Source organism: Paraburkholderia sp. AV2 (assembly GCF_054968425.1).
Map to the genome: position 1 here is coordinate 205,785 of NZ_JBANLK010000005.1, position 20,294 is coordinate 226,078.

Here is a 20,294-nt window from a genome sequence, read left to right on the forward strand (position 1 = left end):
ATCATTGCGGCATTCAGTCACAGTCAACCGCCCCTTCCCTCGGAGAGCCCGCCCATGAGCATAATCAAGGAATTCAAGGAATTCGCCGTAAAAGGCAATGTAATGGACCTCGCCGTCGGTGTGATCATCGGCGGGGCCTTTTCCACCATTGTCAACTCGGTGGTGAAAGACCTGATCATGCCGGTCATCGGCGTCGTCACGGGCGGCCTCGACTTCTCGAACCAGTTCATCCGGCTCGGGCACATTCCTGCCAGCTTCAAGGGCAACCCCGATTCGTACAAGGATCTGCAGACGGCGGGCGTGGCCGTGTTCGGCTACGGCTCGTTCATCACGGTGCTGATCAACTTCATCATTCTCGCGTTCATCATTTTCCTGATGGTGAAGTTCATCAACAACCTGCGCAAGCCGGAAGAGGCCGCGCCCGCAGAGCCGGCGCCCACGCCCGAAGACGTGCTCCTGTTGCGCGAAATCCGCGACGAGCTGAAGAACAACCGGAGCTGAGCGACGCCCGCGCGGCCGTCCGCGCAAATACCGACGCAAACGCCCGCACAAGAGCCCGCACAGGCGTGAACGCCGCGCGGGCTTTTTTGCGCGCCCTTCGTCAGCAGGACGGACGATCCGCTACGCGCGTCACCGCGGCCTTCTCGATCAGCCGTTCGAGGTGCTCGAAATTGACCGGCTTCGTGAGGTGCGCCGTAAAGCCCGCTTCGAGGCAGCGGCGCACGTCGTCGTCGGTGCCGAAGCCAGTAAGCGCGATGGCAGGCGCGGCCGAGTGCTTGCGGAACGCGTGAATGAAGTCGATGCCGGTGCCGTCGGGCAAGCCGATATCGCTCAGTACGAGGTCGAAACGATTCCGTGACGCGAGAGCGAGTGCGCTCGCCACGCTGTCGGCCACCGCCACCTCGTGCCCAAGCCCGCGTATCAGTTGCGACATGACCTCGGCCGTGTCCTCGTGATCCTCGATCAGAAGAATGTCGAGCGCGCCCGCCAGGTGCGGGCTGCCGACATCGTCGGGAGCCGTCGCGCCCGGCACCGGCGTAGCCGTGGGCAGCACGATCGAGAAGGTCGCCCCGCAATGCGCGCCAGGACTCTGCGCCGTCACGCTGCCGCCGTGCGCCTCGGTCAGCGCCTTCGTGACCGCGAGCCCCAGACCGAGGCCGCCGAACTGTCGCGTCATGTTGTGGCTGCCCTGCTCGAAGGCATTGAAGAGCTTGCCGATCTGCTCCGGTGCGATGCCGATACCCGTGTCCTCCACTTCGATCAGCATCTGCATACGCTCGTCGCGCGTACGCACGTAAATATGGCCGCCGTCCGGCGTAAACTTCGCGGCATTGCGCACGAGATTCCAGAACATCTGCTGCAGGCGCGCGCGATCGCCGCGCACGTAATGATGCTGCGCACGCAGATCGACGTGCACGTCCTGCTGCTTCACCTGAATCTCGCTGTGAAAGAGTTCGAGCACGGCGTCGATCACCTCGTGCACGTCCACGGTATCGAGCGCGAGGCTGAGCTTGCCGTTGGCCACGCGCGTGAGGTCGAGCAGATCGTCGATCAATCGTGCCTCCAGCTCGATATTGCGGCGGATCATCAGTACGCCCGCGCGCGCCGCCGCCGGCAAGTCGGGAATCTGCTCGATAAGGCGTGTGCCGGCCAGCACCGGTGTGAGCGGCGTGCGCAATTCGTGCGAGAGCATCGCAAGGAAACGGTCCTTCGCGCGGTTGGCCTCTTCCGCCGTCTGGCGCGCGGCCTGCGCGGAAGCGAGCAGACGCTCGCGCTCTTGCGTCGACTCGCGCTGCACATGGATATCGGTGCAGCTGCCGAACCATTTGTTCACGCCGCCGCGCGGATCGCGCATCGCAACGATACGGACATCGAACCAACGGTACGCGCCGTCGTGGCGGCGGATGCGCAGCTCGTGCCGATAGTCGGTCGCGCCGCTCGCCACGGCCTTCAGCCAGCTGCGCCGGATCTCCTCCCGGTCGTCGGGATGCACGGCGTCGAGCCAGGCCAGACCGTGCGAATGACGCGCGTCGAGCCCCGTGTAGTCGAGCCACTGCTTCGACAGGAAATCGCAGTTGCCGTCCGCGCCGCAGGTGAGCACGAGATGCGGGAGCGCCTCCGAGAGCGTCCGGTAGTGCTCTTCGCGATCGCGCAGCAGCAGCGCTTCGTCGGAGGCGCGCTGCAGCGCGACCTGCGAAAGCACCCGCGCAACGGCCTCGGGCAAATAGTCGAGATAGCCGCCCGCTTTCGGCACGACATCCGATACGCCGGCACGCAGCGCCGCGATCACGCGCGATTCGTCCGTGAAGCCGGTCACGAGTATCGCGGGCACGCGCACGTCCTGGGCACGCAGCCGGCGAAAGAGGTCGAGGCCAGTTTCCGCACTGTCCAGCTGATAGTCGAGCACGAGCACGTCGGGCGTGCGGGCGGCCAGCACCGCGAGCGCCTCGCTCACGCTCGCGCAAGTGTCCACCAGCGCGCCGGCTCGGGCGAGCGACTTGCGCGCGAGCCGCAGTATGCCTTCGTCGTCGTCGACGACCAGCACGTGTGCACCCGCCAACAGGTTGACTTCGTCGTTCATGCGCTGGACGTTCCTCCAGGAGTCAAAATTGCGCAAGGGGTGGATCGGCAAGCCGGGCGCCGCTCAAGGCCGCTGCGCGCCGCTAGCGCGCGTAACGATGCCCCGGCGGCAGCTTGACGACCTGCAGGAAGAAGCCGAGCCGCCGCACGGCTTCAATAAACGCGTCATATTCGACCGGTTTCGTGATGTACACGTTGCAGCCCAGTTCGTAGCAGCGTTCGATCTCGCGCGGGTCGTCGGTGGTGGTGAGCACGATCACCGGCACCGATGCCGTGGCCGGATCGGCCTTCAGGCGGCGCAATACCTCGAAGCCGTCCACGCGCGGCATGCGCAGGTCCAGCAGCACGACGACGTTCGCAAGATCTTCGCGTGACGGGACGCCCGGCGCCCCAGCGCCTCCGGCGGCCGCCGACCCGAAGAAATAGTCGAGCGCCTCCTGACCGTCCGAAAAGCGCACGAAACCATTCGAAACCCCCGAGCGCCGCAGGTTGCGCTCGACCAGCGTCGCATGGCCATCGTCGTCTTCGATCAGCACGATGCTGACCCGTTCCTCGTCCGTCATTTCATCTCCCCGATGGGTACGTACCGGCTCGCGGCCGGGCCGCCGCGACGCTACGCATCGTAGCGCTCATGCCGCACGCGCAGGTTGCTCGGGCAGCGCGACGAAGAACGTCGAGCCCACTCCTTCGGCCGACTCCACCCACATCTGCCCCCCATGCCGCTCCGCAATGCGTCGAGCGAGCGCGAGCCCGATGCCCTCGCCACCCGAATCGCCGCCATGCAGACGCTGAAACGCGCGAAAGAGCTTCGGCTGCCAGGCCTCCGGAATGCCCACGCCATTGTCGCGCACATAATACGTTCGCGTACGCGGCGCAGGCACACGGGGTGCCGCGGCGCCAGTGCCATCCCCGTCGGCCTGCGTCTCGAGCGCGCCGATCTCGATGCGTCCCGCCCGTTGCGGATCGAGATGGCGCAGCGCGTTCTCGATCAGGTTGCCGAAAATCTGCTCGATGGCCGCGGGATCGCCCCAGGCGGGCGGCAGATCGCGCACGTCGATACGCGTTGCATCCGACACGACGTCAAGACCGACCAGCACCCGCTCGACGATGCGTCCCATGTTCACGCGCTGCCAGCGATATTCCCGCCGCCCGGCGCGCGAGATTCGCAGCAGCGCGTCGATGATCGCCGCCGCACGCGCCACCGCCTGGCGCAGGAATTGCAGCGATTCGTCGACGTCGCCGTCGAGCAGCCCGGTCACGCGGCGATGCTCGTCGGCAGGCAACCCGGCTGCGTCGATCCGCGCGCGCAGGTCGTCGCAGGAAACCTGCAGCTCCTTCGAAAACCCCTGCAGATTCACGAGCGGCGAGCGCAGATCGTGCGAGACGCTGTAAATGAACATCTCGTTGTCCTGCGTCTCCTGGCGCAGATGTTCGTTGGCGTTCGCGAGGTCGGTAGCACGCCCTTGCAACTGGTGTTTGAGCGCGGCCTGGTCCCGTTCGGAGTCGACGAGACGCGCGCTCGTCTCATGCAGCACCGCGTCGAGCGCGGCGATTTCGTCGTTGCCCGACAGCGCCGGCGCCAGCCTCACCCCGTCGCCCAGCCGGCGGGCATTGTCGCCCAGCGCGGCAAGGCGCCTGCCCACGTTGCGCGCGAATACCGCTGCGGTGACGCCCCACGCCAGCATCGAGCCGAGCACGGCTGCGATCAGCGCGTCCTGCAGGCGCGCACGCGTCATGCTCCAGGACGCATTGCGCCGTGCGTCGAGGCGCGCTTCTTCGGCCATGAACTCGGCCAGCTCGCTGCGCACCGTCTCGATCTCGGGCGGCAGCGTGGCGGCAGCGGTGCGCGCCCACGCGACGCTGCGTCCGGCGCGCAGCGCATCGGCAATGTCGCCGGCCTGGGCGCGCCAGGCATAGGCCGCCGCGCGCATGTGGTCGACGCGCGCGAGCTGGACGGGATTGTCGGCCACCATTTGCGAGAGCAAGGCGATGCGGTCGGCAAACTCGGTCCACACCGCACGACGATCGATGAAAGAGGGATCGTCGAGCGCGATCCCCGTACGCACGCGCGCGGCCTCGCGCAACAGCGGGTCGACGAGGCTCGACGCCTGCCAGAGTATCTGCTTGCTGTTCTGCTCGCCTTGCGCCGCACGCACCGCGGCCTCCTGCGTATCGAACACCACGCCGAGCAGCGCGAGTTCGACGACGCTCGGAATCGCGATCAGCAGCAACCCCTTGGTGAACAGTTTCATGGCGGGTCTGGCGCGTGGGTATCGGCGTGAGTACGGACTGGCGGATCGACGCGGCACGGTGGCCCGCGCAACGCCAACGGGCTGCAGGCACCAGAACCCGAACATTATCGGCGCGAAATATCAGGATGACAACGGATGTGGCCCCTGCCACGGAATCGTGACAAAAGCCCGCTTTTTTACGAATGATGGCCACACCGTGCGCGTCAGCAGGACTATTATTGAGACGGAGACAGAAAGAAGGGAAAAGGAGAGCCGGGATACCTACATCAGAGCGCGGCGAGCGGTCGGGCACGGCGGCTGCGGACACCCGCGAGGGCTCGGACAACCTCGAATCCTCGTGAATCCTGCAGAACCCTATGCTATAAAGGATCGACGTGCGGCGCGCAAAACCGGGAGTGGTCGCATGGAACAGCTGCGTTTTTTGCAATCCTTTTTCAGGCGAGTTTTTATGTCCTTCCCGAAAAAGCGTAAACGCGTCAAGGCGGACGGCGACGAGTCGTTCCTTGCCGTGCTCGACCACTTCAAACCGTTCGGACAGCTCGATACCAAGATTGCGCGAGCCCGCGCCCAGGACGAGCCCGTACTCTACGCCCACATTCTGCCAGGACTCGATGTCCTGCTTTGCAGTGTGCGCGGCGCGCACCCCCCCTATCCGGCCACGAGCGAATTGCGGCGGCGCTGCATCGAATCCATTGCGCATGCGCTCGAGCAGCCCATCGAAGGGCTGGAAAACGGCGGCTACTGGTACGAGGCGGACGGCTTCGGCTTCCTCGTGTTTGCCAGCCGCGCGCGCAGCCGGATCCTGCCCGAATTCGGCGCGGCCCGCCCTGGCCTGACCACGCGACGCGTCACGCGCCGCCAGGGCGCAACGGGCGATACCGTACCGCGTTCACTGCGTTAAGGCCTGTTCGCGCCGCAAGCGCGGCGACAGGCCCGATACGCGAGTGTCCCGCGGGTCCTCCGCGGGTTTGCCATTTTCTAATCGTGGTTCGCCACCGCCGCGGCCCTAGCGGTTAGCGGTGCCTGCCGGTGCGCGCATCTTCTGGCCTGGCGGGGGCGCCACGGGTCGTGTGCGCATTTCGGCAAAGAGATCCTTGCACGCCAGCGGCTTGTTATTGCTCGGCGCAATCAGCGGAATCAGCGCGGCGAACGGATTGATCAGGCCGAGCCCGACCATGGCTCCGGCACGCAGCGCAAGCGCTGTCGCATCCACGCCGACGTGGGGATCCTTGAATGTTCCCTTGGCATAGAGCGGCGAGCGCAGCGAAAACACGCGAAACCCTTTGGTGTGCGGATGGATCTTCAGATCCAGCGATTCGTCGCGCAGATTGATCGGCCCGCTGATGTCGATCACGGCGTCGTCCGTGTCGAGCGCGAACACGCGCGGATCGAGCACGCCGTTGGTCGCGACGAAATCGGTGGCCGCGCAGTTGATCTTGACGTCCTGCGTGCCGAACAGCTTTTCGTACACCACGTTCGCCACGTTCAGGCCGGCCGCCTCCATGAGCAAGCGGCTGATCGTGCCCTGCGTGACCAGCATCTTCACTTCGCCGTTCGAGGTCGCGGCAAGCGCCGCCGGCGAATTGCCGGTGGCCGAAAGCGAGGCATCGCCGTTGACCTCGCCGAGCGCCGACTGCATCGACTTGGCGTTGGGGAACAACTGCTTGAGCTTCAAGTGCCGCGCCTCGGCCGAGACCCGCGCCTTGAGCGGCACGCCGCTGCCGTCCAGCGCGATACGCGTGGCGAGCGTCCCGCCCGCCACGCCGAAGCGCAGCGGGTCGAGCGACAGCACACCGTCCGTCATCACGACGTGCGCATAGAGATCGGAGATCGGCAGGCTGCCCTGCCTGACGATGCGCCGGCCGGTGAACGTGACGTCCGTATCGATCGCGCTCCAGCGGTTGGTGCGGAACGGCTCGACCGGAATGACACGATCGGCGGGCTGCTTCACGGCATCGCCGCGCTTTGCCTTGCTCGCATTGCTGTCGGCGCCGATGATCGGGGCGAGATCGGAGAACTGCAACAGGTTCGACACCAGTTCGCCCTTGAGCAGCGGACGCGGATCGCGCTGCACGTAGGCAAGCGTGCCGTTCAGGTCCGAACCGCCGACGCGCCCTGTGAAATTCTCGTAGCGGAACTCGCTCGCCCCGCGGTGAAACTCGCCCACGAAATGGCCTTCCGTGGCATACGGCGGCGTCTCGGGCAGCGTCACGCCGGTCAGGCTGTACAGATGCGCCATGCTCTCGCCCTGCAGCCACAGGCGCAGGTCGACGGCGGCCAGATGGGCGGGATCCGTGAGCGTGCCAACGAGTGCGATATGCATATCGCCTGCGCGCACGTCGGCCTGAACCGGGAACGGGCGCTTCGCGTCCTGCAGCGCGAGCACACCGCCCAGCTTGCCCGTGCCGGACACGGGCGTCTTGTTGTACGTGCCCTTGAGCGTCCAGCCGATGGCGTAGAACGGCTCGGCCGGCTTCGCGGCGCTCGTCACGTTCGTTGCAGAAGCGGTGGAAGCACCCGACGCAGTGCTCGCCAAAGCCGAAGCGGGCGTCGCAGCCGCGCCGCCGCTGCTCGCTTCGCTTACGGCGCTGGCTGCCCTGGCCGCGCTCGCGGCCGCCGCTTCGGATGCCTGCTGGGTCCGCGCCTGCTGCGCGAGCCGACGGGCGCCCGCCGCGCCGATCGCCTGCGCCGACTCGCTACGCGAAGTCGCCTCCTGCTGCGCCATCGCGGCGCCGATCGGAATGCCGTGGCCGAGCAGATCGACGGTGATCCGCAAATCGGTCTTCGTTTGCCGATCGTCGACGGCAATATTGCCCGAGGCGAAGGCGATGTCGTGCAGATCGAGCTTCCACGTGGACGGACCGCTCGACGAAGCCAGCTTGAACGTCCAGTTGTTGCGCCCGTCCGCAAGCCGCTCGACGTCCACGGACGGGTTCACGAGATTGATGGCCGGAATCACGATGTCGTGCGCGAGGAGCGGCAGCACCATGACCTCGAAGTCGATCTCGTCGAGCGTGGCGAAATGCGGCGATTTCGTCCAGTCCGGATTGGCCACCTCGATGCGGGTGGCCGAAAAGCGCGGCCACGGCACCCATGCGCGCCAGCCCGTCTCGCCCACCGGCGCGCGCCAGCCGATCTTCAGATCGCCCTCGATGGCGAACGGCCGGCCGATCGCCTCGCTCACCTTGTCGTTGACCCAGGGCTTCGCGCGATTCCAGTCGAAGGTAAGAAGAACCGCCACGAGTATCCCAACGAGGACGACGACAACGAGCGCAAGCCATGCGAAGATCCTGGCGAACAGGCGGCCGATGCCGCGAGGCTTGGGTTGCGGTGACGTCATTCACTCTCCGTGATTCTGGGTCGTTTTTTTAAGGCAGGAGGCAAGCAGGCGGCGTGCCTGCCGTCGGCCTGCGTTACGTCCCGCTGTATGTCCTGCGGTCCATCCTGTTTCCTGCCCGGTGCGCCATCATGCCGTATCGCAACGGGGCGCGCACTTTTTGTTTGCAATCCTCTCATGACCCGATCCCCCGTTTCCAGCCAGCCAGACGAAAGCGGCGCCGAGAGGCGCGTTGCGCTCGTCGAAGCCCGCCAGATAGCGCGTCACGCCCGGCAGCACGGCGAGTATCTGCTGCATCCCGCCGACTTCGCCTTGCATGCGGGCGAGCGCGCCGTGCTGACGGGGCCGTCCGGCTCGGGCAAGAGCGTGTTCCTGCGCGCCCTCGCGCTGCTCGATCCACTCGACGGCGGCACCGTGCTGTGGCGCGGCAAACCGGTCCCGCGCGCGAGCATCCCGCGCTTTCGCCGGCATATCGCCTACCTGCGGCAACGGCCCGCCCTGCTCGATGGTACCGTCGAGGACAACCTGCGCTACCCCTACACGCTCTCCGTCTATCGGGACGCCGCATTCGACGCCGCGCGCGTGAAGGCGCTTCTCGACGCCGCACGACGCCCGGCTGACTTCCTCGCGCGTCATGCGTCCGAACTCTCGGGCGGCGAAGCCCAGATCGCCGCGCTCGTGCGCGTGCTTCAACTCGATCCGGATGCCCTGCTGCTCGACGAGCCCACGGCCTCGCTCGATCCCGATTCTGCACGCGCAGTCGAAGCGCTGGTTGGCGGCTGGTTCGACGCCCAACGCACCGCGCGTGCCACGGTCTGGGTGTCGCACGACCCGGCTCAGGCCGCCCGCGTCGGCAACCGGCATCTCACGATGACGGCCGGCGTGCTCGACGCGGCCGGCGAACCCGCGCCCGCCCCCGCTCGCACCGAGGGAGCCGCAGGAGCCAGCCGATGAATTCCGTCCTCCAGAACCTCGGCCTCGGCGACGTGGCGATCGCGGCGCTGCTCGTGTTCGTCAACGGCGCGGTATCCGTGCTGCTCAAGCTCGACCTCGAACGCAAGCTCGCCTGGGCCGCCGTGCGCACCGTGGTGCAGTTGCTCGCGATCGGCTACGTGCTTGGGTGGGTATTCGCGTACAACCGCTGGTACGTCGTGCTGCCGCTGATGGCGCTCATGACGCTGATCGCGGGCGTGGCCGGAGCGCAGCGCGGTGCGCGCACCTACGCGGGGCAGCGTGCCGACAGCATCGTTTCGATCTGGGTGAGCGCGTGGCTCGTCGCCGCGGTGGGGCTTTTCGTCGTGATCCGCATCCACCCGTGGTATGAGCCGCAATATGCCATCCCGATCCTCGGCATGATCCTCGGCAACACGCTGACGGGGGTGTCGCTCGGCGTCGAGCGGATGATGCAGGAGCTTACGGCGCGGCGCGACCGCATCGAGACCTCGCTCGCTCTCGGTGCGACGCGCTGGGAAGCGGCCCAGGCCAGCGCGCGCGAAGCCGTGCGCGCCGGCATGATCCCGACGCTGAACCAGATGGCCGTGGTGGGTGTGGTAAGCCTGCCGGGCATGATGACGGGCCAGGTGCTTGCCGGCCAGCCGCCGCTACAGGCCGTACGCTATCAGATCGTGATCATGTTTCTGATCGCCGCCTCGTCGGCGCTCGGCACCGTCGGCGCGGTCCTGCTCGCGTACCGGCGCGTGTTCTCCGCCGAACACCGCTTCCTCACCTCGCGGCTCATGGAGCGAAGCGCAAATGCAAAATAGCGCGCGTCGTTGACGCGCTACGGCCCGCGTTATAGCCCGCTTTACGCTTTACAGCCCGTCAGCGCTGCGCGGAAATCGCGATCTGGGTGCCGTCGCCGAGCTTGACCGTCTTCACCGTGCCATTGGTCGGCATCGAGAAGCGGACGACCTCGCTGTACGACACGACCGCGGGACAGGTCAGCGTCTTGCCCTCGTTTTCGACGCTGCGCGTGCCGTGCGGCGCCTGGGCGCGGAAGCTCGCCTGGACATTGGCCGTGCCGTGCTCGTCGACAATGGGCGCGAGGCGCAACTGCGTCTGCCGCATCATCGCGCCGTTCTCGTCGAGCGGCAGCGAGGCATTGCCGGGACAACCATCGGGAGACGGCACGACGCCGCCCGGAGGCGTGGTGCGCCAGGTGAAGTCGTCGGTGTCGCCCGAGCGCAGCGTGCGCGTCTCGCTGGAGTTGCCGTACTGCTTCGAGGTAACGCGCACGGTGTAGCGGATCGGGCCGTCCGTTGGCGTTTTCGAGGTCACGTTGATTGGCGTGCTCGCCAGCGCGGGCAGCGCGAGCGCGCACGAGGCCGCGAATGCGGCATGGACGAGCGCCGCACGAGCGCGGCGCGAGCGGTGGCAATGCATGCGTCACCTCCTGACGAAAGCCGCCGCGTGCCGCCCGTCGTTACCTGCCTTGTGAACGGCGCACGCCGCATGGCGTAGGGTCCTGCTCCATTTACCTAGTCTAGCTCGCCCCACGCCGCCTTGCGCCGAACGTACTCCCCTCGCCGACCAGGTTTTATCCCGCTTGCCACGCCGGGAATTTTGCAGGCGCAACGAACGGTTCTGCCCGCCGCGGCGGGCGGCTGCACGGGCCGCCGCTTGCCCTCCATTCCCGGCTATTTGCCGCTCTCTTCCAGCCCGATCGTGAGCTCGGCCGTGATCCGCTGCCCGACGCTCGCGTAGCCTGCCCACGGATCCACGCGAGCCAAGGCCGCCAGCCGCTCGTCGATATTGCGCAACGTCCACTGCGCGCCACCGGTGGTGCTCCCGAGTTCCTCCCACGAGATGGGCACCGATATCCCCATTCCGCTGCGCGCCCGCACTCCGTATGCAACCGCCGTGCTCGCACCGCGCGCGTTGCGCAGGTAGTCGACGAAGATCCGCTTTTTGCGATGCTCGGGGCCCATCGTCGCCGTGATCTGCGTCGGCGCCGTCGCGGCCAGATGGTGCGCGACCGCGCGCGCGAATGCCTTCGCATCCTCCCAATCCGCCTGCGGCACGAGCGGCACGACAACGTGCAGGCCCTTGCCGCCGCTCGTCTTGCAGAACGACTCGATTCCGAGATCGCGCAGCAGCGCGCGCGTCATTTCAGCGGCTTCGATCATGCGGTCCCAGCCGAGTGCCGGATCCGGATCGAGGTCGAACACGACGCGGTCGGGCCGCTCGATGTCCGCGGCCAGCGCGTTCCATGTATGCAGTTCGATGACATCCATCTGCGCGGCACCGATGAGCGCCTCGAGCGTGTCGATCGTAATGAGCGGAGGATGGCCCGGGTCGAGGTCTTCGTGCTCGGTCACCCCCGGAATCGGCGGACGTCCATTGTGGCGCTGGAAAAACATGTCCCCGGACAGGCCGCGAGGCGCCCGCACGACCGAAACCGGACGCGCGGCCAGATGAGGCAGCAGCCATGGCGCCGCGCGCGCGTAGTAGCGGACGAGATCGATCTTGTGGGTGCCGCTGACGGGATCGATCACGCGTCGCTCGCTCGTGATCGGAACGCCGGCAATCTCGGTGCCCGCCTCCGTGTGGCGTACCCGGGACGGCGAGCGCGGCGCGGACGTGGTCCGCGAGACTTCAGCGGCGGCGTCCTTGACAGCCGACCGCGTGCGGCGCGACCTCCGGGTGGGCGACGCGTGCTGATGCTTGTGAGCGTCCTGCATACCGGTTCCCCTGGCGCGGATTGGCGCATGTGACGCGCCGCGCGACGCAAGTCGCGGCACGTGCGGTTCACGGCATACGGCGACCGGGCCCGTGTATCGCTGTCGACAGGAGTCAGGGCTTCAGTCCTGACTCCGTCCCATGCGGAGCTGTCGGACCGCCGCGCTAGCTTTCATTTTGCAACGAATAGGCGCCTTCGTCCCGAAAAACTGTGGGGACGGATCGCTTTTCCATGCACCCGGCTTCGGGCATGCTCCCTAAAGCGCGCGGGCACAGGGCGCCAGCCAGATGCCAACTACGAGCAGTTACAATGTCGTGATTTACCGCGCATCAGGACGCGGCACCCTCGCCGCTGCTCACCTACAACCTGCACGACATGAACCTCGTCATCCAGAGCCTTGCCCCGCTGCCCGCCGTCCACCACAAGCCGTTACTCGCGCTCGCGCGCGGCAGCCGGCTCGCGCCGATCGACGAATGCGCCCTGCGCATCGAAAACGCGGTGCCCGGCCAGCGCGCCGATATCGAGGTCTATTGCAGTACGCATCAACTCGACTATGCGTTCGTGGAAAGCGGCCGCGCGCTCGCCGACTTCGGTCTCCTCGCCATGGACATGGACTCGACGCTCATCACGATCGAGTGCATCGACGAAATCGCCGATTTCTGTGGTCTGAAGGCGGAAGTCGCGGCGATTACCGAAGCCTCCATGCGCGGCGAAATCAAGGATTTCAACGAGAGCCTCACGCGCCGCGTTGCACTGCTCAAGGGGCTCGACGCAAGCGCGCTCGAACGCGTCTACGAAGAGCGCCTGCAACTCTCGCCGGGCGCCACGCAGATGCTGGCCGGCGCGAAAGCCGCGGGCCTGAAGACGCTCCTCGTTTCGGGTGGCTTCACGTTCTTCACCGAGCGCCTGAAAGCGCGCCTGAACCTCGACTACACGAATGCCAACACGCTGGAAATCGTGGACGGCAAACTCACGGGCCGCGTGAGCGGCGAGATCGTCAATGCCGAGGTGAAAGCCCGCACGCTCGCGCAAACCTGTGCGCAACTGGGCATCGAGCCGAGCCGGGCCATTGCGATGGGCGACGGCTCGAACGATCTGAAGATGATGGCGGAAGCGGGACTTTCGGTGGCGTTCCGCGCGAAGCCCGTGGTGCGCGAGGCGGCGAGCGTCGCATTCAATTTCGTGGGACTCGACGGCTTGCTGCGGCTTTTCTGATCGGCTCGCAGCCCTTGCATTGCCTCGCGCCGCCGCGCGAATCATGCGCCGCGGCCGTTGTCGTCCGGCCCGTTCGCGCGCTCAGGCGAGCGTCGCGAGCGCCTGCTCGATGTCGGCGCGCAGGTCCGCTTCGTCTTCGAGACCCACGTAGAAACGCACCAGCGTACCGCGATGCGGCCAGCGCGCGGCCGTACGCATCGATTCGACGTGGTAAGGCATGACGAGACTGTGCGCCCCGCCCCAGCTCCAACCGAGCGCAAAGAGGTCGAGCGCTTCGCAGAACGTATCGATCTGCGAAGCGCTGTAGCGCTCGTCGAAGACCACGGAAAACAGCCCCCCGGCGCCCGTGAAGTCGCGCTCGAACGCGGCGTGGCCGGGGCAGTCTTCGAATGCGGGATGCAGCATGGCCGCGATCTCGCAGCGCGTCTTGAGCCAGCCCGCTAGCGCGAACGCGCTGCGGTCGTGCGCCTCGAAGCGCGCCTTCATGCTCGGCAGCCCGCGCAGCACGAGCGAGCAATCGTCCGATGAAACGCCGATGCCAAGACGCATGCGTGCCTGCTTGAGCTTCAGATGCAAGGCACGATCGCGCGTGATCGTCGCGCCCATCAGCACATCGCTGCCGCCCGACTGGTATTTCGTGAGCGCCTGCACCGAGATGTCGACGCCATGTTCGAACGGCTTGAACGCGAGGCCGGCCGAATACGTGTTGTCGATCGCCGTCACCACGTTGCGCGCACGCGCCACGGCCGTGATCGCACGCACGTCGGGCACTTCCATCGTGACCGAGCCCGGCGCCTCGATCCAGATCAGCTTCGTCTCGGGCCGGATCAGTTCCGCGATGCCGGCACCCACCAACGGATCGTAGAAACGCGTCGTGATGCCGAAGTCGCGCTCGAGCCACTCGCCATGTTCACGGTTGGGCGAGTAGACGTTGTCGGGAATCAGCACGTCGTCGCCCATCTTCAGGAGGCCGAAGTATACGTTCGAGATCGCCGAGAGCCCCGAAGGCTGCAGCAGTGCGTGCTCGCCGCCTTCGATGGCCGCGAGCCGCTGGGTCAGCATGGCGGAAGTCGGCGTCGCATGCAGGCCATAGCGCCACTGCGAGTCGTCGCGCCAGTCGAGTCCGCGCACCGTCGCCAGATCGGGGAAGACCACGGTGGAGGCCCGCGTGACGGGCGCGGCGAACGATTCGAAGCCCGGCGTGATCTCGTCTTGCGGATGGATGAGGCGCGTCTGCAATGCGCGGCTGGAGTCGGTTTTCTTCATTTCGGAATCGAAAAAACGATGAAGGCCAGATCGACCGGCGGCAAGCCGGGGGTTATTCGCCGGTGCTCAGATTGCTGACACCGTTGACCTGCTGGGCACCGCCGGGCGCCGGCGCGGATGCGGCCTGCCACTGCTGGGCGTGACTTTGGGCTGCCTCGCGAGAAGCCGAAGCGGGCGGGACCGGCTGCCCGGCCGCGAGCGGCTTCAGCTCGAAATCGACCGGGTTCGAATCGTCCACTTCCATGCGCTCGCCGGACACCGTTCCGTCGGGCGAGAACGTCCCCACCCAATTGCCGGTGATGTGCGTGCCGTCGTTCGATTCCTCGCCCTCGAAGGTCGTGCCTTCGTGATCGCCGGCAATCAGAATGATTTCGCCCGTGTCGGTGAACTGGTACTCGCCGTGCACGCCGCTCGGATCGTCGGTTTTCGGGCCGAGGCGCATCACGATCTGCCGCTTGCCGAGCATGCCCACGTAGCGCGGAAACTGCGCGAACTCGGGGTTGGGCTTGAGCGGCAACTGGATCGCGGGCGGCGCGGCCAACGCCTTCACGGGATCGGCAGTATCCTGCGCAAACCCCATGACGGGCAACGCAAGCGCCGCAACGGCGAGCGCACACGCGCGCGCCGCATGACCCACGCCGCGCGACGCGGCGCCCCATTGTTTCAAGGTCGATACTTCCATCTGACTCCTTCCTTCGAGTACGCCGCGACCGAACGGTTGGGTCGCCGCACGCGGCAGCCTGCGCTCAGCCGGCCAGCAGTTTTTCGACAGCCTCGCGCTGCGGAATCGGCGCAACGGCGCCGTACCCCAGCGTCGAGAGCGCGGCTGCCGCGTTCGCGTAGCGCGCCGCTGCAAACGGATCGTCTCCCGACACGAGACGGGCTACGAACGCCCCGCCAAAGCAGTCTCCCGCCCCCGTCGCATCGACCGCCGCGACGGCACGGCCCGGCACGAGCCGCCGCTCTTCGGCCGTCGCCACGTAGGCGCCTTCCCTGCCGAGCTTCAACGCCACCACGCGCGGCCCGCGCGCGAGCAGCCAGTCGACGATGGCGTCGCGCTCGTCCAGCCCGGTCAGCACCGTCACGTCGTCCCAGCTAGGCAGACAGATGTCGGTGACGCGCAGCACCTCGCTCATCACGGCCCGCGCGCGCGGCAGCGGCCAGAGCTTCAGACGCAGGTTCGTATCGAAGCTCACCCGGCCGCCGTTGGCGTGCACGTGGTCGATGGCCGCGAACGCCGCGTCGCAGGCCGTATTGCTGATCGCCACGCTGATGCCGGACAGATGCAGCACTTGCGCCGCCGCAAGCGCTTCACGCGGCAGATCGCCCGGCGCATAGCGGCTCGCGGCCGACCCGGCGCGCAGATAATCGAAGGCATGGCCATCGGGACCGTGCGAAACGAAGTAGACGCCGGTGGGCGCTGTCGGATCCACGCGCACGGTGGACGTATCGACACCCTCGCGGGCCCACAGGTCGAGCAGCAGACGTCCGAACTGATCGCCGCCGACTGCCGAGACAAAGCCGGTGCGCACACCCTGGCGCGCGGCTGCAATGCAGAAGTTCGACGTATCGCCGCCAAAGCCCTGCAGGTATTCGGGCTTGTCCGGCGACGCCTGGTTGAATTCGACCATCGCCTCGCCGAACGCGAGAACCTGCGGGGCAGCGGCGCTCATGCGGCTCAGACCTCGCCCCAGAGATCGTGGCCGTCTGCGCCCGTGATCTTCACCGAGACGAAGTCGCCGACCTTGTAGCGCTTCGACGCCTTCGTCGATGGCGCGACGTAGACGACGCCGTCGATCTCCGGCGCGTCGGCAGCCGTGCGGCCGATGCCGCCATCGGCGTTGATCTCGTCGATCAGCACCTTGAGCGTCTTGCCGACCTTGCGCTGAATGCGCTTCGCCGACACGGCCTCGGCCACCTCCATGAAGCGCGCGCGACGCTCCTCGCGCACTTCGTCGGGCAGCGCGCCATCGAGCTCATTGGCGCTCGCGCCCTCCACAGGCGAGTACGCGAAGCAGCCCACGCGATCGAGCTCGGCCTCGCGAATGAAGTCGAGCAGCGTTTCGAACTGCGCCTCGGTCTCGCCGGGGAAGCCGGCAATGAACGTGCTACGGATCGTGAGATCCGGGCAGATCTCGCGCCAGGCCTTCACGCGCTCCAGTACCTTCTCCGCATTGGCGGGACGCTTCATGCGCTTGAGCACTTCGGGATGCGCGTGCTGGAACGGCACGTCGAGATACGGCAGGACGTGCCCCTTGAACGGACCCTCGGCCATCATCGGAATGACTTCGTCGACGCTCGGATACGGATAGACGTAGTGCAGGCGCACCCAGGCGCCGTACTGCGCGGCCAGTTCGCCCAATGCACCGACCAGCTCGGTCATGCGGGTCTTCAGCGGCCGGCCGTTCCAGAAGCCGGTGCGGTACTTGACGTCCACGCCGTATGCGCTCGTGTCCTGCGAGATGACGAGCAGTTCCTTCACGCCGGACTTGAAGAGGTTCTCCGCCTCCAGCATCACCTCGGCCACGGGACGGGAAACGAGATCGCCGCGCATCGACGGGATGATGCAGAACGTGCAGCGGTGATTGCAGCCTTCGGAGATCTTCAGATATGCGTAATGGCGCGGCGTGAGCTTCACGCCAGCGGCCGGCACGAGATCGACGAACGGATCGTGCGGCTTGGGCAAATGCGTGTGCACGACCTGCATGACTTCGCCCACGGCATGCGGGCCGGTCACGGCCAGCACCTTCGGGTGGACTTCCTCGATGAGATTCGAGCCGCTCGCGCTCTGCTTCGCGCCGAGGCAGCCCGTCACGATCACCTTGCCGTTCTCGCTGAGCGCCTCGCCGATGGCGTCGAGGCTTTCCTGAACGGCTTCGTCGATAAAGCCGCAGGTGTTGACCACGACCAGATCCGCGCCGTCATAGGTGCCGGAAATCTCGTAACCCTCCGCGCGCAGTTGCGTGATGATCTGCTCGGAGTCGACGAGGGCCTTCGGGCAGCCAAGGGAAACCATCCCGACACGCGGAGCAGGGTTGCGGGAGGTCGTTGATTCAACAGGGTTTTTCACGTGTACGTCCGGATGTGGGCGCAAGGCGAGCGATGCGCCGTGCGAGATCAAGCCAGTCCGTCATTTTACCCGTATGTCATATGGAGCGCCGCTCCTTTGCTGCGTAGCATCGGGAAAGTCGGGCCGCAACAGGATTGCGCTAGGCAAATTTCTTGATCGGCATCACTCACCCAACATACGGCAAAGCCGTATAATCATTTCCGCTTCTTTCTTATGCTCACGATCATCGAAACGGAAACGTTTCAGCGGTACGCGGCCGATATCTGGCGCGATAGCGAACGCGAAGCCTTCATCACATGGCTAGCCGACCACCCGCTGGCGGGCGACGTCATCCCCGGCACCGGCGGCCTGCGCAAGGTTCGCTGGACGCGCTGGGGATTCGGCAAACGCGGCGGCACGCGGGTGATCTATTACAACATGCTCGATCAGGGCTGCATCTGGCTCCTGATCGTCTACGCAAAGGCAAAATTCGACAACCTGCCGGCAGCGTTTCTCAGCCGGCTGCGCGAAGAGGTGGAATGTGGATAAGGAACTGGAACAGTTTCAGGCGGACCTGCTCAAGTCCGTCCATGAAATGAAGAGCGGGCGCGCGGCGCGCACCACGCGCGTCGAGCCCACCGCCGCGGCGCTCGCACGCGCAAAGGTCGGGCTTTCACAAAGCGCCTTCGCCGCGCTGCTCGGCGTCTCCACGCGTACGCTGCAGGATTGGGAGCAAGGCCGGCGCCAGCCCACGGGCGCCGCACAAACGCTGCTGCGCGTCGCAGCGCTCCATCCCGAAGCGCTGCGCGATCTCAAAACGGCTTGAGCGGCCGGCGCCTGCCAGGCCGCCCGCCGCGATCACGTCCTGACGATCACTTCTTGTCGTCGCCCTCGGGCGTTTGTCCAGCCGGTTTGAACGGAAACGTGCCGAACATCGACTTCGCCTGGTTCTGCATCTGCTCCTGCATCTGCACGAACATGTTCTTCGACTGCTCGATGTAGCTCGTCATCATGCCCTGCATCATCGGCGCCTGCATGTTCATGAACTGCGTCCAGACCTCGGGATTCATCGCGTTGCCTTCGTAAAGGCTCTTCGACTGGTCCGCGAGCTTGTTCTGGATGTCGATGAAGGCCTGGATGTTCTTTTCCAGGTAGGTGCCCATCATCCCCTGCATCGCGTGGCCGTAGAAGCGGATGATCTGTGACAGCATCGACGACGAGAACATCGGCAGACCGCCGCTTTCCTCTTCCAGAATGATCTGCAACAGGATGCTGCGCGTCAGATCCTCATTGGTCTTCGCGTCGATGACCTTGAACTCCTCCTGATCCAGCACGAGCTGCTTCACATCCGTCAACGTGATGTAGGTGCTCGTCTCCGTGTCGTACAGCCGACGGTTCGGATACTTCTTGATCAGTCGTTCGGCGGTTTTCTTTGTAGTCGTCATATGTCGCCCTTGTTCGTCCGGCCAACCCTGTGCGCCGGTCTAGCCAGGAGGTTGCGCCTGCCCCGGTGTGCAGCAAGGCGCGCCGCCCGTGTGGATCCTTGCGTAGCCGCCCGCCGGGGAAGGACGTGCGGCGCGGCCGGATCAGCCCATGTGCAACCCGCCGTTCAGCGAGAAGTCCGCACCGGTTGAAAAACCCGACTCGTCGGAGGCGAGCCAGGCGACAATCGACGCGATTTCTTCGGGTGCGCCGAGGCGCCGTACCGGGATCGTCGCGACGATCTTCTCCAGTACGTCGGGACGGATCGACTTCACCATGTCCGTGCCGATATAACCCGGCGAAACGGTGTTGACCGTCACGCCCTTCGTGGCCACTTCCTGCGCAAGCGCCATCGTGAAGCCGTGAATGCCGGCCTTGGCGGTCGAGTAGTTGGTCTGGCCGAACTGGCCCTTCTGGCCGTTCACCGACGAGATATTGATGATGCGGCCCCAGCCGCGCTCGACCATGCCGTCGATCACCTGCTTCGTCACGTTGAAGAGGCTCGTGAGGTTCGTGTCGATCACGGCGGTCCAGTCTTCGCGCGTCATCTTGCGGAACACGACGTCGCGCGTGATGCCCGCATTGTTGACCAGCACGTCGATCTCGCCGACTTCGGCCTTGACCTTCTCGAATGCCTGGCACGTCGAATCCCAATCGCCGACATTGCCTTCCGAGGCGATGAAGTCGAAGCCCAACGCCTTCTGGTCTTCCAGCCACTTCACGCGGCGCGGCGAATTCGGGCCGCAGCCAGCCACCACGGTGAAGCCCTGCTTGGCGAGGCGCTGGCAGATTCCCGTTCCGATTCCGCCCATGCCGCCCGTTACATACGCATTACGCTCTGACATAAACCCAACTCCATTATCGTTTTCCGGGGTGCCGAACGGCTGCCCCGGCCTCGCCCTCTCCTGTGTTCCCGCCCGTGCTGCCGCGCCTCGCCGGAGGCGCCTTGACACGCTTTGTGGCGGCCGGGCGTCCGCCTTTCCCTTACAGCACGCGCCGCTTCTTCCAGCGCCTCTGGCGCCACAGCGGGCTGCGCTGCAGCCCGCTGCGTTCATCACATCACGAACGCTCGAGCGCGAGCGCCACGCCCATGCCGCCGCCGATGCACAGCGACGCCAGGCCCTTCTTCGCATCGCGCTTCTGCATCTCGTACAGCAGCGTGACCAGCACCCGGCAGCCCGACGCCCCGATCGGGTGTCCGATCGCAATCGCCCCGCCGTTCACGTTGATCTTCGACGTGTCCCACCCCATCTGCTTGTTCACCGCCAGCGCCTGCGCCGCAAACGCCTCGTTGATCTCCATCAGATCCAGATCCTGCGCCGTCCAGCCCGCGCGCTCCAGGCACCGCTTCGACGCCGGCACCGGACCCATGCCCATGATCTTCGGGTCCAGACCCGCGTTCGAGTACGCCTTGATGCGCGCCAGCGGCTTCAG

Annotated in this window: 19 protein-coding genes and 1 pseudogene; 7 read left to right on the top strand and 13 right to left on the bottom strand. The window is 66.1% G+C overall.

Annotation, left to right across the window (positions count from 1 at the left end; all coding sequences use genetic code 11):
* The first annotated feature begins 54 nt into the window (after positions 1-54).
* A complete protein-coding gene (gene mscL, locus V8683_RS06235; RefSeq protein ID WP_411189346.1) occupies positions 55-501 on the top strand; it encodes a large conductance mechanosensitive channel protein MscL in 447 nt (148 codons plus the stop codon).
* 100 nt (positions 502-601) lie between these two features.
* Here mscL and V8683_RS06240 read toward each other — a convergent pair whose 3' ends face one another.
* From V8683_RS06240 to V8683_RS06250, 3 genes are all read right to left on the bottom strand, one after another.
* On the bottom strand, positions 602-2,581 hold the full coding sequence (locus V8683_RS06240; protein ID WP_411189345.1) for a hybrid sensor histidine kinase/response regulator: 1,980 nt from the start codon (positions 2,579-2,581) through the stop codon (positions 602-604).
* A gap of 82 nt (positions 2,582-2,663) precedes the next feature.
* Positions 2,664-3,143 (bottom strand): response regulator, encoded by a 480-nt coding sequence (locus V8683_RS06245; protein WP_411189344.1) that lies wholly within the window; start codon positions 3,141-3,143, stop codon positions 2,664-2,666.
* 66 nt (positions 3,144-3,209) lie between these two features.
* A complete protein-coding gene (locus tag V8683_RS06250; RefSeq protein ID WP_411189343.1) occupies positions 3,210-4,832 on the bottom strand; it encodes a sensor histidine kinase in 1,623 nt (540 codons plus the stop codon).
* 403 nt (positions 4,833-5,235) lie between these two features.
* Between V8683_RS06250 and V8683_RS06255 the strand changes: the two genes are divergently transcribed.
* Positions 5,236-5,733: a hypothetical protein gene (locus V8683_RS06255; RefSeq protein WP_411190530.1), complete on the top strand. Its 498-nt coding sequence runs from the start codon at positions 5,236-5,238 to the stop codon at positions 5,731-5,733.
* A gap of 105 nt (positions 5,734-5,838) precedes the next feature.
* On the opposite strand, the gene V8683_RS06260 is transcribed toward V8683_RS06255, so the two are convergent.
* Positions 5,839-8,172 (bottom strand): AsmA family protein, encoded by a 2,334-nt coding sequence (locus V8683_RS06260; protein WP_462880612.1) that lies wholly within the window; start codon positions 8,170-8,172, stop codon positions 5,839-5,841.
* A 174-nt stretch (positions 8,173-8,346) separates the two neighbouring features.
* Between V8683_RS06260 and V8683_RS06265 the strand changes: the two genes are divergently transcribed.
* Positions 8,347-9,123, top strand: a complete 777-nt coding sequence (locus V8683_RS06265; RefSeq protein WP_411189341.1) for an ABC transporter ATP-binding protein — start codon at positions 8,347-8,349, stop codon at positions 9,121-9,123.
* Complete coding sequence (locus V8683_RS06270) at positions 9,120-9,932, top strand: ABC transporter permease (protein ID WP_411189340.1); 813 nt, start codon at positions 9,120-9,122, stop codon at positions 9,930-9,932. Before V8683_RS06265 ends, V8683_RS06270 begins: the two co-directional genes overlap by 4 nt.
* A gap of 58 nt (positions 9,933-9,990) precedes the next feature.
* Here V8683_RS06270 and V8683_RS06275 read toward each other — a convergent pair whose 3' ends face one another.
* Together V8683_RS06275 and ligD are read right to left on the bottom strand one after the other, a co-directional pair.
* Positions 9,991-10,551, bottom strand: a complete 561-nt coding sequence (locus tag V8683_RS06275) for a DUF6013 family protein (protein WP_411189339.1) — start codon at positions 10,549-10,551, stop codon at positions 9,991-9,993.
* A 254-nt stretch (positions 10,552-10,805) separates the two neighbouring features.
* On the bottom strand, positions 10,806-11,849 hold the full coding sequence (gene ligD / locus V8683_RS06280) for a non-homologous end-joining DNA ligase (RefSeq protein ID WP_411189338.1): 1,044 nt from the start codon (positions 11,847-11,849) through the stop codon (positions 10,806-10,808).
* Positions 11,850-12,223: 374 nt separating this feature from the next.
* Here ligD and serB point away from each other — a divergent pair, with 374 nt between their 5' ends.
* Positions 12,224-13,063: a phosphoserine phosphatase SerB gene (serB, locus tag V8683_RS06285; RefSeq protein ID WP_411189337.1), complete on the top strand. Its 840-nt coding sequence runs from the start codon at positions 12,224-12,226 to the stop codon at positions 13,061-13,063.
* Between the two features lie 81 nt (positions 13,064-13,144).
* On the opposite strand, the gene V8683_RS06290 is transcribed toward serB, so the two are convergent.
* The 4 genes from V8683_RS06290 to rimO all read right to left on the bottom strand — a co-directional run bounded on the left by V8683_RS06290 (position 13,145) and on the right by rimO (position 17,345).
* Positions 13,145-14,329, bottom strand: coding sequence for a cystathionine beta-lyase (locus V8683_RS06290; RefSeq protein ID WP_411189336.1), 1,185 nt, complete (start codon positions 14,327-14,329; stop codon positions 13,145-13,147).
* Between the two features lie 52 nt (positions 14,330-14,381).
* The gene (locus V8683_RS06295) at positions 14,382-15,011 is read right to left on the bottom strand and encodes a hypothetical protein (RefSeq protein ID WP_411189335.1); all 630 of its coding nucleotides are present in this window, start codon (positions 15,009-15,011) and stop codon (positions 14,382-14,384) included.
* A gap of 64 nt (positions 15,012-15,075) precedes the next feature.
* Entirely contained in the window at positions 15,076-16,002 is a 927-nt protein-coding gene (locus V8683_RS06300) for a sugar kinase (RefSeq protein WP_411189334.1), read from the bottom strand.
* A gap of 5 nt (positions 16,003-16,007) precedes the next feature.
* A complete protein-coding gene (rimO, locus tag V8683_RS06305; protein ID WP_411189333.1) occupies positions 16,008-17,345 on the bottom strand; it encodes a 30S ribosomal protein S12 methylthiotransferase RimO in 1,338 nt (445 codons plus the stop codon).
* 267 nt (positions 17,346-17,612) lie between these two features.
* On the opposite strand from rimO, the gene V8683_RS06310 reads away from it, so the two are divergent.
* On the top strand, positions 17,613-17,927 hold the full coding sequence (locus V8683_RS06310) for a transcriptional regulator (protein ID WP_411189332.1): 315 nt from the start codon (positions 17,613-17,615) through the stop codon (positions 17,925-17,927).
* Complete coding sequence (locus V8683_RS06315) at positions 17,920-18,204, top strand: helix-turn-helix domain-containing protein (protein WP_411189331.1); 285 nt, start codon at positions 17,920-17,922, stop codon at positions 18,202-18,204. Before V8683_RS06310 ends, V8683_RS06315 begins: the two co-directional genes overlap by 8 nt.
* Positions 18,205-18,250: 46 nt before the next feature.
* Here V8683_RS06315 and phaR read toward each other — a convergent pair whose 3' ends face one another.
* The 3 genes and pseudogenes from phaR to V8683_RS06330 all read right to left on the bottom strand — a co-directional run.
* Complete coding sequence (gene phaR / locus V8683_RS06320; protein WP_411189330.1) at positions 18,251-18,823, bottom strand: polyhydroxyalkanoate synthesis repressor PhaR; 573 nt, start codon at positions 18,821-18,823, stop codon at positions 18,251-18,253.
* A gap of 141 nt (positions 18,824-18,964) precedes the next feature.
* Positions 18,965-19,705 (bottom strand): 3-ketoacyl-ACP reductase, encoded by a 741-nt coding sequence (locus V8683_RS06325; protein WP_027796445.1) that lies wholly within the window; start codon positions 19,703-19,705, stop codon positions 18,965-18,967.
* A gap of 214 nt (positions 19,706-19,919) precedes the next feature.
* A pseudogene (locus V8683_RS06330) lies at positions 19,920-20,294 on the bottom strand (acetyl-CoA C-acetyltransferase); the annotation flags it as partial.

Bases quoted from the DNA above. Each gene is read 5' to 3' on its own strand.
- mscL (WP_411189346.1), top strand. From the start codon at position 55: ATGAGCATAATCAAGGAATTCAAGGAATTCGCCGTAAAAGGCAATGTA.
- V8683_RS06240 (WP_411189345.1), bottom strand. From the start codon at position 2,581: ATGAACGACGAAGTCAACCTGTTGGCGGGTGCACACGTGCTGGTCGTC.
- V8683_RS06245 (WP_411189344.1), bottom strand. From the start codon at position 3,143: ATGACGGACGAGGAACGGGTCAGCATCGTGCTGATCGAAGACGACGAT.
- V8683_RS06250 (WP_411189343.1), bottom strand. From the start codon at position 4,832: ATGAAACTGTTCACCAAGGGGTTGCTGCTGATCGCGATTCCGAGCGTC.
- V8683_RS06255 (WP_411190530.1), top strand. From the start codon at position 5,236: ATGGAACAGCTGCGTTTTTTGCAATCCTTTTTCAGGCGAGTTTTTATG.
- V8683_RS06260 (WP_462880612.1), bottom strand. From the start codon at position 8,172: ATGACGTCACCGCAACCCAAGCCTCGCGGCATCGGCCGCCTGTTCGCC.
- V8683_RS06265 (WP_411189341.1), top strand. From the start codon at position 8,347: ATGACCCGATCCCCCGTTTCCAGCCAGCCAGACGAAAGCGGCGCCGAG.
- V8683_RS06270 (WP_411189340.1), top strand. From the start codon at position 9,120: ATGAATTCCGTCCTCCAGAACCTCGGCCTCGGCGACGTGGCGATCGCG.
- V8683_RS06275 (WP_411189339.1), bottom strand. From the start codon at position 10,551: ATGCATTGCCACCGCTCGCGCCGCGCTCGTGCGGCGCTCGTCCATGCC.
- ligD (WP_411189338.1), bottom strand. From the start codon at position 11,849: ATGCAGGACGCTCACAAGCATCAGCACGCGTCGCCCACCCGGAGGTCG.
- serB (WP_411189337.1), top strand. From the start codon at position 12,224: ATGAACCTCGTCATCCAGAGCCTTGCCCCGCTGCCCGCCGTCCACCAC.
- V8683_RS06290 (WP_411189336.1), bottom strand. From the start codon at position 14,329: ATGAAGAAAACCGACTCCAGCCGCGCATTGCAGACGCGCCTCATCCAT.
- V8683_RS06295 (WP_411189335.1), bottom strand. From the start codon at position 15,011: ATGGAAGTATCGACCTTGAAACAATGGGGCGCCGCGTCGCGCGGCGTG.
- V8683_RS06300 (WP_411189334.1), bottom strand. From the start codon at position 16,002: ATGAGCGCCGCTGCCCCGCAGGTTCTCGCGTTCGGCGAGGCGATGGTC.
- rimO (WP_411189333.1), bottom strand. From the start codon at position 17,345: ATGGTTTCCCTTGGCTGCCCGAAGGCCCTCGTCGACTCCGAGCAGATC.
- V8683_RS06310 (WP_411189332.1), top strand. From the start codon at position 17,613: ATGCTCACGATCATCGAAACGGAAACGTTTCAGCGGTACGCGGCCGAT.
- phaR (WP_411189330.1), bottom strand. From the start codon at position 18,823: ATGACGACTACAAAGAAAACCGCCGAACGACTGATCAAGAAGTATCCG.
- V8683_RS06325 (WP_027796445.1), bottom strand. From the start codon at position 19,705: ATGTCAGAGCGTAATGCGTATGTAACGGGCGGCATGGGCGGAATCGGA.